At 63.2% G+C, this 14,094-nt stretch carries 21 protein-coding genes; 13 read left to right on the top strand and 8 right to left on the bottom strand.

All coding sequences use genetic code 11. The annotated features are described in order from the left end of the window. Positions 1 to 18: 18 nt before the first annotated feature. The 7 genes from rbfA to pspF all read right to left on the bottom strand — a co-directional run bounded on the left by rbfA (position 19) and on the right by pspF (position 7,428). A complete protein-coding gene (gene rbfA / locus RQP55_RS08515; protein ID WP_315609761.1) occupies positions 19 to 411 on the bottom strand; it encodes a 30S ribosome-binding factor RbfA in 393 nt (130 codons plus the stop codon). After that, entirely contained in the window at positions 411 to 821 is a 411-nt protein-coding gene (locus RQP55_RS08510; protein WP_315609760.1) for a PaaI family thioesterase, read from the bottom strand. Before RQP55_RS08510 ends, rbfA begins: the two co-directional genes overlap by 1 nt. Next, the gene (gene infB / locus RQP55_RS08505; protein ID WP_315609759.1) at positions 821 to 3,340 is read right to left on the bottom strand and encodes a translation initiation factor IF-2; all 2,520 of its coding nucleotides are present in this window, start codon (positions 3,338 to 3,340) and stop codon (positions 821 to 823) included. Before infB ends, RQP55_RS08510 begins: the two co-directional genes overlap by 1 nt. Positions 3,341 to 3,361: 21 nt before the next feature. After that, positions 3,362 to 4,096 carry a DUF448 domain-containing protein gene (locus RQP55_RS08500; RefSeq protein ID WP_315609758.1) on the bottom strand — a complete coding sequence of 245 codons (735 nt, stop codon included), beginning with the start codon at positions 4,094 to 4,096 and terminating at the stop codon, positions 3,362 to 3,364. After that, on the bottom strand, positions 4,077 to 5,699 hold the full coding sequence (nusA, locus tag RQP55_RS08495; protein ID WP_315609757.1) for a transcription termination factor NusA: 1,623 nt from the start codon (positions 5,697 to 5,699) through the stop codon (positions 4,077 to 4,079). The genes RQP55_RS08500 and nusA overlap by 20 nt, the downstream gene beginning before the upstream one ends. 2 nt (positions 5,700 to 5,701) lie before the next feature. Further along, positions 5,702 to 6,262, bottom strand: a complete 561-nt coding sequence (rimP, locus tag RQP55_RS08490) for a ribosome maturation protein RimP (RefSeq protein ID WP_315609756.1) — start codon at positions 6,260 to 6,262, stop codon at positions 5,702 to 5,704. A 128-nt stretch (positions 6,263 to 6,390) separates the two neighbouring features. Beyond that, positions 6,391 to 7,428 (bottom strand): phage shock protein operon transcriptional activator, encoded by a 1,038-nt coding sequence (gene pspF, locus RQP55_RS08485; protein ID WP_315609755.1) that lies wholly within the window; start codon positions 7,426 to 7,428, stop codon positions 6,391 to 6,393. A gap of 150 nt (positions 7,429 to 7,578) precedes the next feature. On the opposite strand from pspF, the gene RQP55_RS08480 reads away from it, so the two are divergent. The 12 genes from RQP55_RS08480 (at position 7,579) to RQP55_RS08425 (ending at position 11,979) form a co-directional block, all read left to right on the top strand. Beyond that, positions 7,579 to 7,740 carry a hypothetical protein gene (locus RQP55_RS08480; protein WP_315609754.1) on the top strand — a complete coding sequence of 54 codons (162 nt, stop codon included), beginning with the start codon at positions 7,579 to 7,581 and terminating at the stop codon, positions 7,738 to 7,740. Then, entirely contained in the window at positions 7,688 to 8,638 is a 951-nt protein-coding gene (pspA, locus tag RQP55_RS08475; protein WP_410000277.1) for a phage shock protein PspA, read from the top strand. Before RQP55_RS08480 ends, pspA begins: the two co-directional genes overlap by 53 nt. A 3-nt stretch (positions 8,639 to 8,641) precedes the next feature. Beyond that, positions 8,642 to 8,959, top strand: a complete 318-nt coding sequence (gene pspB / locus RQP55_RS08470) for an envelope stress response membrane protein PspB (RefSeq protein WP_315609752.1) — start codon at positions 8,642 to 8,644, stop codon at positions 8,957 to 8,959. Further along, on the top strand, positions 8,956 to 9,336 hold the full coding sequence (gene pspC, locus RQP55_RS08465) for an envelope stress response membrane protein PspC (RefSeq protein WP_315609751.1): 381 nt from the start codon (positions 8,956 to 8,958) through the stop codon (positions 9,334 to 9,336). Before pspB ends, pspC begins: the two co-directional genes overlap by 4 nt. Before the next feature lie 24 nt (positions 9,337 to 9,360). After that, positions 9,361 to 9,645, top strand: a complete 285-nt coding sequence (locus tag RQP55_RS08460; RefSeq protein ID WP_315609750.1) for a hypothetical protein — start codon at positions 9,361 to 9,363, stop codon at positions 9,643 to 9,645. After that, positions 9,645 to 9,974 carry a hypothetical protein gene (locus RQP55_RS08455; protein WP_315609749.1) on the top strand — a complete coding sequence of 110 codons (330 nt, stop codon included), beginning with the start codon at positions 9,645 to 9,647 and terminating at the stop codon, positions 9,972 to 9,974. Before RQP55_RS08460 ends, RQP55_RS08455 begins: the two co-directional genes overlap by 1 nt. Then, positions 9,974 to 10,312: a hypothetical protein gene (locus RQP55_RS08450; protein ID WP_315609748.1), complete on the top strand. Its 339-nt coding sequence runs from the start codon at positions 9,974 to 9,976 to the stop codon at positions 10,310 to 10,312. The genes RQP55_RS08455 and RQP55_RS08450 overlap by 1 nt, the downstream gene beginning before the upstream one ends. 23 nt (positions 10,313 to 10,335) lie before the next feature. Further along, positions 10,336 to 10,605, top strand: coding sequence for a hypothetical protein (locus RQP55_RS08445; protein WP_315609747.1), 270 nt, complete (start codon positions 10,336 to 10,338; stop codon positions 10,603 to 10,605). Between the two features lie 21 nt (positions 10,606 to 10,626). Further along, on the top strand, positions 10,627 to 10,860 hold the full coding sequence (locus tag RQP55_RS08440) for a hypothetical protein (RefSeq protein WP_315609746.1): 234 nt from the start codon (positions 10,627 to 10,629) through the stop codon (positions 10,858 to 10,860). Then, positions 10,857 to 11,033 carry a hypothetical protein gene (locus tag RQP55_RS08435; RefSeq protein ID WP_315609745.1) on the top strand — a complete coding sequence of 59 codons (177 nt, stop codon included), beginning with the start codon at positions 10,857 to 10,859 and terminating at the stop codon, positions 11,031 to 11,033. The genes RQP55_RS08440 and RQP55_RS08435 overlap by 4 nt, the downstream gene beginning before the upstream one ends. A 182-nt stretch (positions 11,034 to 11,215) precedes the next feature. Beyond that, positions 11,216 to 11,626 (top strand): SufE family protein, encoded by a 411-nt coding sequence (locus RQP55_RS08430; protein WP_315609744.1) that lies wholly within the window; start codon positions 11,216 to 11,218, stop codon positions 11,624 to 11,626. Further along, entirely contained in the window at positions 11,626 to 11,979 is a 354-nt protein-coding gene (locus RQP55_RS08425; protein ID WP_315609743.1) for a YbaN family protein, read from the top strand. Before RQP55_RS08430 ends, RQP55_RS08425 begins: the two co-directional genes overlap by 1 nt. A gap of 58 nt (positions 11,980 to 12,037) precedes the next feature. On the opposite strand, the gene RQP55_RS08420 is transcribed toward RQP55_RS08425, so the two are convergent. Continuing rightward, the gene (locus RQP55_RS08420) at positions 12,038 to 12,556 is read right to left on the bottom strand and encodes a sterol desaturase family protein (RefSeq protein WP_315609742.1); all 519 of its coding nucleotides are present in this window, start codon (positions 12,554 to 12,556) and stop codon (positions 12,038 to 12,040) included. An 84-nt stretch (positions 12,557 to 12,640) separates the two neighbouring features. Between RQP55_RS08420 and leuC the strand changes: the two genes are divergently transcribed. Continuing rightward, positions 12,641 to 14,071: a 3-isopropylmalate dehydratase large subunit gene (gene leuC, locus RQP55_RS08415; protein ID WP_315609741.1), complete on the top strand. Its 1,431-nt coding sequence runs from the start codon at positions 12,641 to 12,643 to the stop codon at positions 14,069 to 14,071. Positions 14,072 to 14,094: the final 23 nt, after the last annotated feature.

Genomic DNA, 14,094 nt, shown 5'->3' with positions numbered 1-14,094 from the left:
CCGACGGTCACGCCAGGGTTACTCTTCCAGGTCCCGCCGCACCTTAGGATCGGCCAGCAAGGCATCGATCCGGCTGGCCTCGTCAAAGCTCTCATCGCCCTGGAAGCGAATCTTCGCTGCGTATTTGAGGCGCAGCTTGCCTGCCACTTCCTTCTGGAAGAAGGCCGTATTGGTGCGCAGCGCTTTAAGCACCAAGTCTTCGTCCGCGCCCAGCAGCGGCTTCACGAAAACGGTGGCATGGCGCAGATCAGGGCTCATCCTCACTTCGGTGACCGAGACCGAGTGAGCGGACAAGACGTCATCATGCACCATCTGCCGCGTCAGCAGATCACTGATCACATGGCGCACCTGCTCACCAACCTTGAGCAGGCGAACCGAACGGGTTTCAGGCGTGGCAACAGCACGGACCATCAGGCGGCCCTCCCCGGCACTGGCGTGGGTATCGCGGTAGAGGTTGAGCGGGCGTAGAGCGTGGTCCAACTTTCGTCCCACAACTCCCCTTCCAGGAATATCGCCTTGCGTCCGCGGCGGATCACCCGGCCCTTGCCCATCAGCGGACCCGCAGGGATCAGCTTGAGCAGGGTCATTGCGATCTCAAGGTTAAGCGGCGCTTCCTGCCCGCCAGTGGCCTGGACATGGGCCCAGCCCATCGCTTCGTCCAGAAACCCAGCGACCAGCCCACCCTGCACCCCGCCACGCGGCGTGATAAAGCTATCAGGCACAGTGAATCGCATCCGGATCGTCTCACTGGCAGGGTCGAAGTCGATAAACTCCGCCCCCATCAGCTCTGCATGGGCGCCACCGGTTCCCAGGAACCCCATCACAGCGTCCGTTCGCGCTCCTCGACCTCAAACACTTCGAGCATGTCGCCCGGCTTGATGTCGTTGGTGTCCTGCAGCACCACGCCGCACTCCAGGCCGGCGCGAACTTCGGGGACATCGTCCTTGAAGCGGCGCAGCGAGGCGATGACGGTCTTCGAAACGATAACGTCCTGGCGGGTAAGGCGCGCGAACAGGCCCTTGCGGATACCGCCTTCGAGCACCAGCAGACCAGCGGCCTTGTCGCGCTTGCCAGCCGGGAAGACTTCCTTGACCTCGGCGCGACCGACCACGTTTTCGATCCGCTCCGGACCCCAGATGCCGGCCATTTCCTTGGCGACGTCTTCGGTCAGGTGATAGATCACGTCGAAGTACTTCATCCGCGTCTTGTTACGATCGACCATTTCACGGGCCTTGGCGTTCGGACGAACATTGAAGCCGATGATCGGCGCGTTTGAAGCCGAAGCCAGCGAAACGTCGCTTTCGGTGATCGCACCCACGCCCGAGCTCAGCACCTTTACCTTGATCTCATCGTTCGAAAGGCGGTTCAGCGCATTGACGATGGCTTCGGTCGAACCCTGGACGTCGGCCTTGATGACCACCGGATATTCGATGACCGTCTGCTTGGCCGACAGCGCCGAGAACATGTTCTCAAGGCTGGCCGGAGCCGTCGTGGTGCGCTTGGCCGTGGCCTTTTCCTGACGGAACGTGGCGACTTCGCGGGCGCGGGCCTCGCTCTCGACCACGGTCAGGGTATCACCGGCCATCGGCACGCCGCCGATCCCCAGCACTTCGACCGGCAGGGCCGGCGGGGCAGCCTTGATCTGGCGCCCCTTGTCATCCAGCATCGCGCGGACGCGGCCCGAATGGGTACCAACCACCAGGATATCGCCAACCTTCAGCGTACCGCGGGTGATCAGGACAGTGGCAAGCGGACCCTTGCCCTTGTCGAGCTTGGCTTCGATCACAGTGGCTTCCGCCGCACGGTCCGGGTTTGCCTTCAGTTCAAGCAGTTCTGCCTGAAGCAGGATCTTCTCGATCAACTGATCGAGGCCAGCGCCGGTCTTGGCAGACACTTCCACGTCCTGCACATCACCCGACATCGCCTCAACGATGACTTCATGCTCAAGCAGGCGCTCGCGAATTTTCTGCGCATTGTATTCGGCGCGGTCAGCCTTGGTGATCGCGACAATCATCGGCACGCCGGCTGCCTTGGTGTGCTTGATGGCTTCGATCGTCTGCGGCATGATCCCGTCATCACCGGCAACCACCAGGATGACGATGTCGGTGACATTGGCACCGCGCATGCGCATTTCGGTGAAGGCTTCGTGGCCCGGGGTGTCTAGGAAGGTGACCAGATCACCGCCCTTGGTCTTGATCTGGTAAGCGCCGATGTGCTGCGTGATGCCGCCAGCTTCGCCCTTCACCACATCGGTACCGCGCAGGGCATCGAGCAGGCTGGTCTTGCCGTGGTCAACGTGGCCCATGATCGCCACGACCGGCGGACGCGCCTTGAGCGTTTCGGGTGCATCGACATCTTCGCTGGTGTCGATATCGACATCGCTTTCCGAGACGCGCTGGATGTTGTGACCGAATTCCTCGACCAGCAGTTCCGCGGTATCCTGGTCGATCGTCTGGTTGACGGTCACCATCATGCCCAGCTTGAACAGCGCCTTGACCAGGTCTGCGCCCTTTTCCGCCATGCGGTTGGCCAGTTCCTGAACAGTGATCGCTTCCGGCACCACGACATCGCGGACCTGCTTTTCGCGCGGCTGCGACTGGCCGGCGAAATGGGCCCGGCGTTCCTTTTCACGCGCCCGCTTCAGCGCGGCGAGCGAACGGGCGCGGGCGCCCTCGTCTTCGTTCAGCGCGCGGGTAACGGTCAGCTTGCCGCTGCGGCGTTCATCGCCGCCCTTGCGGTCGCGGGTCGGGTGCGCAGGCTTTTTCGCTGGTTCGGGACGCTTGGGCGCGACCACCGGGGTAAAGCGGCGCGGCGCAGGGGCGGCCGTGCCGGTGCTGCGCGGGGCTTCCTCAGCAGGGGCTTCCTCAACAGCTTCGGGCTCCGGCGCAGGGGCCGGCGGCGCGGCAGCTGCAGCGGCGGCCTCGGCTTCAGCCTTGCGGTTTTGCTCGGCACGCTGGCGCTCTTCTTCAAGCGCCTTCTGGCGGGCCTCAGCTTCGCGGCGGGTCTGCTCTTCAAGCATCGCCAGACGCGCTTCTTCGGCCTCGCGCTGGAGGCGAGCGACGCGTTCCTGCGGGGTTTCACCCGCGGGCGCAGCCGGCTTCTTCGGCGCTGGGGCCGGCGCGGCGACCGGAGCCGGGGCCGGAGCGGGCGGCGGAGGGGGCGGCGGGGCAGCAACCGGTGCTTCACCCGGCTTGCGGATGAGCTTGCGGCTCTTCACCTCGACCACAACCTTGTTGGTGCGGCCATGACTGAAGGTCTGCTTGACCTCACCGGCTTCGACCGACTTCTTGAGGCCCAGCGGCTTGCGGCCCAGAGTCGGTTTGTTGTCGCTATCGCTCATGATCGTACCAATACCCTTCGTTCATTCCGTCGTCGACTGCGGGCGGACCTTGCGGTCTGCTCCCGGCAGCGTGTCTTGTTCACCAGTCATTTCCGCGCGGCCCAGGAATCGGAGCAGGCGACGCAAAGGTGCGCCAACCCGCTCGGCCGCGGCATGATCGGTCAGTGCCAGATGGACGACGTTATCGCGGCCCAATGCCACAGACAGCGCCGCCCGGTCCAGTGGCAAGGTGGTGCCGGTCATCCCGGTACCCTCCCGCTCCTCGCCCACGCGCCACGCCTGATCGAGCTTGCGCGAGCCATCATCGCTGGCGTCGGCCGCGTGGGCCAGCCAGGCAACCTTGCCCATGCGGGCGTTTTCGGCGATCCGTTCAGACCCGACCAGCAAGCGGCCAGACTTGTATTCCAGCCCCAGCCGATCAGTGAAAGCGCGCAGCAGGGCCGCTTCGATCTTGGCCGGCAGGTCGGCAGGAATGTCCAGCGCCGCCCCCTTGAAGGCGCGGGCCAAAGCCCCCTTGAGCTTGCCCTTGATCAGCGCCTGTTCCAGCTCTGCCCGGCTCACGCCGATCCACGCCCCGCGCCCCGGCGCACGCGCCAAAGCATCCGGAAGCACGAGGCCATCGGGTGAGATCGCCAGGCGCAGCAGATCATCGCGAGAACCGTGGTCCCCGGTGAGGATGCAGCGGCGTTCGGGACTTCCGTCCGCCGACTGCTCAGAGGTGTCGGAACCTAGCGGCTCATTGTGAGGAATCCGCATCAGCGGCCTCCTCTACGGCTGGCTCGTCTTCGAACCAGTGGGCACGGGCGGCCATGATGATCTCGTTGCCCTGCTCTTCGTTCAGGCCATATTCGCCCAGAACGCCACCCTTGTCCTCGTCACGGGCGGACCGGCGCGGGGCGCTGCCATCACGGCGGCGCTGCTCGGTACGCTTCTTGGCGATGAGTTCATCAGTGGCGAGATCGGCCAGATCGTCCAGCGTCTTGATACCGGCCTTGCCGAGGGTAACCAGCATGGCTTCGGTCAGGTGCGGCAGTTCGGCCAGGGCATCTTCGACACCCAGTTCGCGGCGGGCCGAACGAGCGGCTTCCTCGCGGCGCTCAAGCGCTTCGGTGGCGCGGCTCTGCAGCTCTTCGGCCAGTTCCTCGTCGAAACCTTCGATCGTGGCGAGTTCCGCCAGTTCGATATAGGCCACTTCTTCCAGCTCGCTGAAGCCTTCGGCGACCAGCAGCTGCGAAAGGGTTTCATCGACGTCGAGCTCTTCCTCGAACATCTTCGAGCGCTCGGCGAATTCCTTCTGGCGCTTCTCCGAAGCTTCGGCCTCGGTCATGATGTCGATCTGGCTGCCAGTCAGCTGGCTGGCGAGTCGGACGTTCTGGCCGCGGCGGCCAATCGCGAGCGAAAGCTGGTCATCGGGAACGACCACTTCGATCCGGCTCTCTTCCTCGTCGATCACCACGCGGCTGACGGTGGCCGGCTGCAGCGCATTGACCACGAAGGTGGCGGTATCTTCGCTCCAGGGGATGATGTCGATCTTTTCGCCCTGCATTTCCTGCACGACGGCCTGAACGCGGCTGCCCTTCATGCCGACGCAGGCACCGACCGGGTCAATGCTACTGTCATGGCTGATGACACCAATCTTGGCGCGGCTGCCCGGGTCACGCGCGGCAGCCTTGATCTCGATGATGCTGTCGTAGATTTCAGGCACTTCCTGCGCGAACAGCTTCTTCATGAATTCGGGGTGCGCGCGGCTCAGGAAGATCTGCGGACCACGGTTCTGGCGCTCCACCTTCATGATCCAGGCGCGGACACGCTCGCCAACGCGGGCGACTTCGCGCGGGATCTGCTGATCGCGGCGGATCACGCCTTCGGCGCGGCCCAGGTTGACGATCACATGGCCGAATTCGACCGACTTGATCACGCCCGTCACCAGTTCGCCAGCGCGGTCCTTGAATTCCTCATACTGACGCTCACGCTCGGCATCGCGGACCTTCTGGAAGATCACCTGCTTGGCCGACTGGGCATCGATGCGGCCCAGGTCCACCGGCGGCAGCGGATCGACGATGAAGTCACCGATCTTGGCGCCCGGCTGCAGCTTTTCAGCCTGCTTCAGGTCAACCTGCTTGAAGTAGTCCTCAACCACGTCGACCACTTCCACCACGCGCCACAGGCGCAGATCGCCGGTGCGTGGGTCGAGCTTGGCGCGGATGTCATTCTCGGCACCATAGCGGTTGCGCGCGGACTTCTGGATCGCCTCTTCCATCGCCTCGATGACGATGGACTTGTCGATCAGCTTTTCATTCGCGACCGAGGTTGCGATCGCGAGCAGTTCTGCGCGGTTGGCGGAAATCGGACTGGCCATGTTCAGTCTTCCTGTTCTTCGACAATTTCATCGGCACCACTGGTGTCCAGCGGGCGGGTGGCAGCAATCAGCTTGTCCGTCAGGACCAGCTTGGCGGAATGGATATCGGTCAGCGGGAAGGAAACCCGACCCGACTTCTTGTCTTCGATCGTGACGACATCGCCGGCGATGCCGATCAGTTCGCCCTGAAGGCTCTTGCGGTTACCTTCAACCGGATTGACCAGGGCAACGCGGGCTTCGTGTCCGGCCCAGTTCGAAAAGTCCTTTACCCGGGTCAGCGGGCGATCAATCCCCGGAGAGCTGACTTCGAGGCGGTAAGCCTCTTCGATCAGCACTTCCCCGGCTTCTTCCAGCGCATCGAGCGCATCGGAGATGCGGCGCGACAGTTCGGCACAATCCTCGATCACCAGCTGGCCGGTTTCGGGCCGCTCGGCCATGATCTGCAGCGTGACCTCTTCGTCACCCACTTCGCTCTTGCCGAAAACGATCACGCGCACGAGTTCGAAGCCCAGGGCCTGGGCCTCGGGCTCTACAATCTCGATCAGGCGCGCGATATCCGCCAAGCGGGGTTCTCCATGTAGCCGGTCATGCAAAGCGGTTCGGTGCCGGCCCCTCGCGGCGCCAGCCCCTCCGTTGCTTCACAATTTCGGGATGGCGGCCAGATAGGCTGAGTCCCTGCGAAATGCAAGGACTATCCGCCACGCTCCATCAGGCCATGCTTCTTCATACAATGGCGCAGCTGGTCATAGGTGAGACCCAGCGCCTTGGCGGTCTGGCGCTGGTTGTAGCGGTGGCGGTTGAGCGCTTGCTCGACAATCGCCTTCTCGTGCGCGTCCACCGCCGCCTTGAGGTTGTTGATCGAATCAAGGTGAACCGAAGGCGCAGGCGCCAATGGCTGGCCTGACGGGATTCCGGCAGGCCGTCCGCTGTCTGCCGCGAACACCGGCGATGGCTTCCACGGGCTGTCAAACGGATCGAAAACGATATGGGCCACCGGTGCAGACCAATCGCTCCAGCGATAGACCGCGCGTTCCACCACGTTACGCAGCTCGCGCACGTTGCCCGGCCACTGATATTCTTCCAGCTGACGCATCGCTCCCTCGGTAAAGCCGGGCCAGTCTTCCCAGCGCAGCTCACTCGCCATGCGGCGGCCGAAGTATTCGGTGAGAACACGGATATCACCTTCGCGAACCCGCAGCGGCGGCAGGGTGATCACCTCGAAGCTCAGCCGGTCAAGCAGGTCAGATCGAAATTTGCCCTCTTCGGCCAGGCGCGGCAGGTCTTCATTGGTCGCTGCCACGATGCGGACATCGACCCGGATCGGCTTAGATGCCCCAATCCGCGTTACCTCGCCATATTCGACTGCGCGCAGCAGGCGCTCCTGCGCACCCATCGAGAGGGTTGCCAGTTCGTCGAGGAAAAGCGTGCCTTGGTCGGCTTCCTCAAACCGCCCGGCGCGCGCTCTGGTAGCACCCGTAAAAGCACCAGCCTCATGACCGAACAGTTCCGCCTCGATCAATGTTTCCGGCAGCGCCGCGCAGTTCAGCGTGATCAACGGCTCAGCCCAACGCTTGCTAAGCTGGTGAAGACGCTCGGCGATCAATTCCTTGCCGGTTCCACGCTCACCGATGACCAGCACCGGGCGGCGCAGCGGCGCAGCGCGGCTGGTACGCTCGACCGCGTCGAGAAAGGCGCCGGACTGGCCAATGAACTGCACATCGCGATCCATTCCCAACACATAGCGAAATTTCCCAACTTCACGCAATATTCACGGCAAGTCGTTCGTCGAATTGTCGAAAATGCCGCAGTTTTCTGGGCCAATCTCGATTTGGCACGCCCTTTGCTGAACAGGCCACAACACCAACGAAGGACCACGGCAATGTTCAGCAAGCCTCTTTCCCAGCGCTCAAAGCTCGACAAGGCGATTGTTGCGTCCGTCGCGGCGATGCTGGCGATGAATGTCTTTGTGCTGGCCCAGCAGCTGGACCGTGCGCCAGTTCTGGCTTCCGCCGATCAGCCGGCTGCGGCGCAGCAGGCCTGATGCCGTGAACGATCCCCTTTCCCCCCTTGGGCCGGAAGCTTCCGATCCCCCCGCAGGCGGTTCCCAGTCCCCCCGCCGCGAAGCTCCGGCCCAGACCTTTTCTGGCACCGGCCAGCGCTCCTCTCGCTTTGACAGCGAAGTAGAGCGCCTGCGCCGTTCGCCGACCCCTACGACGTCCTCTTCCTCTTCCATCGGAGTTCCCTGGATGGGCATTTTCAGCCGCACCCGTGATATCATCGCCGCCAATTTTACCGACCTGCTCGACAAGGCGGACGATCCCGAAAAGATGATCCGGATGATCATCTTCGAGATGGAGGAAACGCTGGTCGAAGTGCGCGCCAGTGCCGCCCGCACCATCGCCGACCAGAAGGAAATGCACCGTCACACGGTGAAGCTGGACCGGCTTCAGGCCGACTGGGGCGAAAAGGCCCAGCTGGCGCTGTCGAAGGACCGCGAAGACCTGGCCCGCGCCGCGCTGGTCGAAAAGAAAAAGGCCGCCGACATGGCCGACCAGCTCAAGGCCGAGATCGCCGTGCTCGACGATGCGCTGCGCGCCTATGAACTGGACATCGAGAAGCTGCAAAGCCGCCTGCGCGAAGCGCGCAGCCGCCAGACCGCGATCGCGGCGCGCCTCGAAAGCGCCGAGAACCGCGTCAAGCTGCGCACCCTGCTGGCCAGCGAGCGCGTCGACGAGGCAATGGCCCGCTTCGACCAGCTGGAACGCCGGGTCGACTATGCCGAAGGCCGTGCCGACGCGCTGGGCCTGGCCGATGGCACGGCCAAACCGAGCCTGGCCGATGAAATTGCCGCCCTCGCCGGCCAGGACAAGATCGACGAGGAACTGGAAGCCATGAAGCGGGCGCTTTCGGGCAGCGCTGACGACAGCAAGGAGGCCTAAGCCGTGGAAGATCTTATCCCTCTGGTTGCCGTGCTATCGATCTTCGTCGGCTTGCCCTGGATCATCCTGCACTATGTCACCCGCTGGAAAACCGCCGCCACACTGACTTCCGATGATGAAGCCATGCTGGAGGAACTCTACAGTCTGGCCCGCCGCCTGCAGGACCGGGTTGAAACGGTCGAGCGCCTGGTCGCTGCCGATAACCCGGGTTTCCAGCCGCAGCGCCTGGCAGATGAACGCGAATTCGGCGGCCAGCTGAGCGAACGCAGCCAGCGCGAATACGACCGCATGATTTCCAGCAAGGGGAGGACCGGCCAGTGAACACGCCGCGCACCAAGTTCTATCGCGACAAGATCAATGGCAAGATCATGGGCGTCTGCGCCGGGATCGCCGATTACACCGGGGTTGACGTGCTGTGGGTGCGTCTCGGCACGGTTGCCCTGACCCTTATGGGCGTGGGCTTCATCCCGCTGATCTATCTGGGCCTGGGCATCTTTACCGAACGCAAGCCACAGCACCTCTATTACAGTGACCGGCAGGAGCAGCAGTTCTGGCAGGGCGTGCGCCAATCGCCAACCCGCACGGCCCGCGAAGTGCGCGCCCAGTTCCGCGAGCTGGACCGCCGTCTGGCCGATATCGAACTGCACTATGTCTCGTCCAACCCGCGCCTGTCCGAAGAGATTGAACGGCTGCGCTGAACGCCAAGATGAGGGGTAATTCGGATGGGTGAACTAATTCCAATCTTCGGCATCATCTTCGGCTGCAGCATTCCGATCATTGCGATCTGGACCAAGCACCAGCGCAAGATGGCCGAGATCACCGCCCAGGCCACAGCAGAAAAGGCCGCACTTTACGCCACCAACAATGCCGACCTCGAAGAGCGCGTCCGCGTGCTTGAGCGGATCGTCACCGACAAGGGCTATGATGTGGCCAGCCAGATCGAGGCGCTGCGCGATGCGCGCAAGGTCGAAGCCCTGCTCGACAAGCGCGAAAGGGACCTGAGCTGATGTTCGTCGAGGGTCCCAACTTCATCGTCCTGATCGTGGCGATCACGACCGGGGGCTGGCTGATCAACAACTGGATCCGCGCCAGGCACGGCTATCCGCTGGAAGACGAATGGGGCGGAAAGACTGCCCGCGCTGACCACAAGGCCAATGATGCACTGAAAGCCGAGAACGCTGAACTGCGTGAACAGCTCGCCCACTTTGCCGACCGGGTGAAGGTGCTGGAACGGATCGTCACCGACAAGAGTGTGAGCGTCGCCGCCCAGATCGAGGCGCTGCGCGATGAACGCGCAACCATCGGCGAAACCAGGCATGACAAGGGGACCAATTGATGAATGGCGAACACTTCGAGATGGTCATGGTGCTGTTGAGCGGCAGCCTGATTGTCGCAATGGCTGGCATCATCGGCTGGGTCTATACTACCCGCATCCGGATCAAGGCCGGCTACCCTTTGAGCGGCGCCTGGGGCCAAAGTGTCTACCCCAAATCCTCCAGCGAGGATGGTGAACGGATCAAGTTGCTCAGCCAGGAAAACGCCCAGCTCCGCGCCGAACTGGGCTCGGTCAAGGACCGGCTCGCCAATGTCGAACGGATCGTCACCGACAGCGGTTATGGCCTGACCAGCCAGATCGAGGCCCTGCGCCAGTTGCCCGATGGCGCTAAGAACTGACTTGCGGATAAGGGAAGGGGAACATGGAAATGAACTTCTGGACGGCCTTAGTGATCATTGTGGCGATCACGGCATTCGCCAACATCAGGATGACCAAGTATCGCGCACAGAGCAGCGACCATCGACAACCGGAACCGGCCCGGATGGTATCCAGCCAGCGTGAGGCAGAGTTGCTGCGCGAGGTCGAGGACCTGCGCGAGCGGGTTCGGGTGCTGGAACGCATTGCCACCGATGGGCGCTCCACCGCAGCGCTTGCCAACGAGATCGAAAGCCTGCGCGGGCCGCAGGATTAAGATGGACCGAGGAGAACCGCCATGTTCACCGAAAACCTCATGATTGCGATCAGCCTGCTGGTGGCGACGGCCATAGTCACCGCCGCCACACTCAAGGGCTGGCAAGGCTGGCTGACGCTCAAGGCACGCGAGCTGGAAAGCCAGCGCGGCGGGCCTGACCAGGGCAATCCCGCCGGGATGGCCCGGATCGAGATTGCCGATCTGAAGGAACGGATCCGCAAGCTTGAAGCCATCGCCGCCGGAGTTGACCTGTGAGTGAAGTTCGCGGCCATGCCACCAGTGCCGGTATCGGCCTGGGCAGCGCGATTGCCGTCGCCGTATCGTGGAGCCTGCACAAGTCACTGCTGTGGGCGGTGGTCCATGGCCTACTCGGCTGGATCTATGTGATCTATTACGCCCTGACCCGGCCTGGCGGGATTGGCGGGTAAGCGCTCAGTCATCCCCGCGGATCGAAGAGTTGCCGAGCAAAAAAGCGGGGACCCATCTCCTGACATTGCGGACCGCGCGCCATCGGCCATCACAGGTGATGGGGCCCCGCTTTCGCGGGGGTGACGGACTAGGTAACAAGGTCGGGCTTGTGTCAGGCCACCCAGCCCTTAAATGCCCACCAATGCGCAGCCTGACCGACATCCGAGACGAGTACGAATTCCTTGAGGGCGATGAACGCTATCGCCTCTTGATCGAGCTAGGCCGCGAGCTTGAGCCGATGCCCGATGCACTGAAGACCGATGCCACGCTGGTACGCGGCTGTTCAGCCTCGGTCTGGGTCTATCCCACGCGCACCGAGGATGGCCGGTTGCATTTCCTGGCCGATAGCAATGCCGCGATAACCAAGGGAATCATCGCCCTCGTGCTGTCCGCCGTGCAAGACCAACCACCTGCCACGGTTGCCGCAATGGACGTGGCCGCTGCGCTTGAACCCTTTGCCCTGCAGAGCCAGCTCAGTTCCAACCGCACGCAAGGGATCCCCAACATGATCGCGCTGATCCAGGACACCGCCAGCCGCTATACGGACGGCTGATGCTCGCCCGGCCGCTATACCTTGCCGGCGGCTTAATCGCTATGACACTGGCTGCGATTGGCGTTGCGCTGCCAATCATGCCAACTGTGCCGTTCTTGCTATTGGCCGCCTTCTGCTTTGCCCGCAGCCATCCCGAATGGGCTCAGCGTCTTTATAGCCATCCGACCTATGGCCAATCCCTGCGCGACTGGCGCGATCGGCGTGCAATTGGCCGAAAGGCCAAGGTTTCAGCGATCATCGCGATGGGGGTGGGCGCAGCCTTTACCTGGTTCACCGCAGGCTTCCCATGGGTATGGATATCAGTGGCCGTGCTGGTCACTGCGGGGACCTGGATCTGGACGCGGGCCGAATAGATATTCGCCAAATTTAACCAATTCGGTTAATTTATCTGCAGGATATAGCCGAATCAGCCTATTCGCTCAAAGCTTCCCGCACCACGGCGATGCCGGCGGCCCGCTGGGCCTTCAGCTCCTGCTTCAGTCGCGCCGGATCACGGGCAAAGACAAAGCCGAAGCTGACCCCACCCTCTTTACCGATTGTCGCGTGGTGCAGCTTGTGCGCCTGTACCAGGCGCTTGGCGTAACCGCGCTTGGGCACCCAGCGGAAATAGCGCTGGTGGACCAGGCCATCGTGCACCAACGTATAGATAATGCCGTAAAACAACACGCCCAGGCCGATCCAGGTGCCCGGCTCCCAAGCGCCTGCGCCCATGATCAAAGGTGAGCCTATGGCAAACATCGAGATCGACAGGGCCGCCCCGACAATGGCGTAGCGATCGTTCTTCTCCAACAGCTTGTCGTGCGGCTCGTGATGGTCGCGGTGCCAGCCCCAGCCCCAGCCGTGCATGATGTATTTGTGGCTGGCCCAGGCGATGCATTCCATGGCGATCACCGTGGCAAGAACAATCAGCGTGGCAACAAACGGACTCATGCTGCCGAAATAGCCGCTGGCCGGACGAATTGACAGTCCCTGCCTTGCAAAAGCCGCCTCGCGGCGTAAGGACCTTGGCTTGTCATGACTGAACAGCCCCGCACCCTTTACCAGAAGATCTGGGACGCCCACGTTGTTGAAACCCGTGAAGATGGCACGGCGCTGATCTTTATCGATCGCCACCTGGTTCACGAGGTGACCAGCCCACAGGCCTTTGAAGCGCTGCGTGTGGCTGGCCGCAAGGTGCGCCGGCCGGACCTGACCCTGGCGGTGCCGGATCACAATCTGCCCACCACCGCCCGCCGCACCGGCGATGGCCAGCGGGTGCCGATTGCCGACCGGGAAAGCGCCGCGCAGCTCGAGGCGCTGGAAAGGAACGCTCCGGCCTTTGGCATTCGCTATATTGGCGATGCTGATGCGGAACAGGGCATTGTCCATGTCGTCGGTCCGGAGCAGGGCTTCTCGCTTCCCGGCGCAACGATCGTATGCGGCGATAGCCATACCGCCTGCCACGGCGGCCTGGGCGCCCTGGCCTTCGGGATCGGCACCAGCGAGGTGGAGCACGTGCTGGCCACGCAGACGCTGTTGCTCAAGCAGTCGAAGACAATGGAAGTGCGGGTTGAAGGCACGCTTGAACCGGGCGTGACCGCCAAGGACGTCGTTCTTCACATCACCGGCGTGCTTGGCGCCGCAGGCGGCACCGGCCACGTTATCGAGTACACGGGGCAGGTAATCCGCGACCTGTCGATCGAGGGCCGTCTAACCGTTTCGAACATGGCGATCGAACATGGCGCCCGCGCTGGACTCATTGCCCCGGACGACAAGACTTTTGCCTACCTCAAAGGCCGCCCCTATGCCCCCAAGGGTGAGGTCTGGGACAAGGCCGTGGCCTGGTGGCGCAGTCTCGCCACCGATCCTGGCGCGACCTATGACAAGGTCGTCGTCATCAATGCGGCCGACATTGCCCCCAGCGTGACCTGGGGCACCAGCCCCGAGGACGTGCTCCCGATCACGGGCCTCGTCCCTGCCCCAGAAAGCTTCGCTGACCCGACCAAGCAGGATGCAGCCCGCGCCAGCCTGGAATATATGGGCCTCACGCCCGGCCAGCCGCTGTCATCGGTCGAAATCCAGAACGTCTTCATCGGTTCGTGCACCAACAGCCGGATCGAAGATCTGCGCGCCGCCGCCGAAGTTCTAAAGGGCAAGATCAAGGCACCGAACGTGCGCTGGGCGATCGTTGTTCCCGGCTCGGGCCTGGTCAAGCGCCAGGCCGAAGCCGAGGGGCTGGACAAGATCTTCACCGCCGCCGGACTTGAATGGCGCGAGCCGGGCTGTTCGGCCTGCCTCGGGATGAACCCGGACAAGGTCCCGGCGGGCGAGCGCTGCGCCTCCACTTCCAACCGCAACTTTGTCGGTCGGCAGGGGCCTGGCGCGCGGACGCACCTGGTTTCGCCCGCGATGGCTGCCGCTGCGGCCGTGACCGGGCGGTTGACGGACGTCCGCAAACTGGTGTGACCTGCCCCGCACGGGGTTGCCAT

Source organism: Novosphingobium sp. APW14 (assembly GCF_032337075.1).
Taxonomy (GTDB): Bacteria; Pseudomonadota; Alphaproteobacteria; order Sphingomonadales; family Sphingomonadaceae; genus Novosphingobium.
Note: the sequence above shows the minus strand (reverse complement) of the source record. Positions and strands in the feature narration are given on the sequence as shown.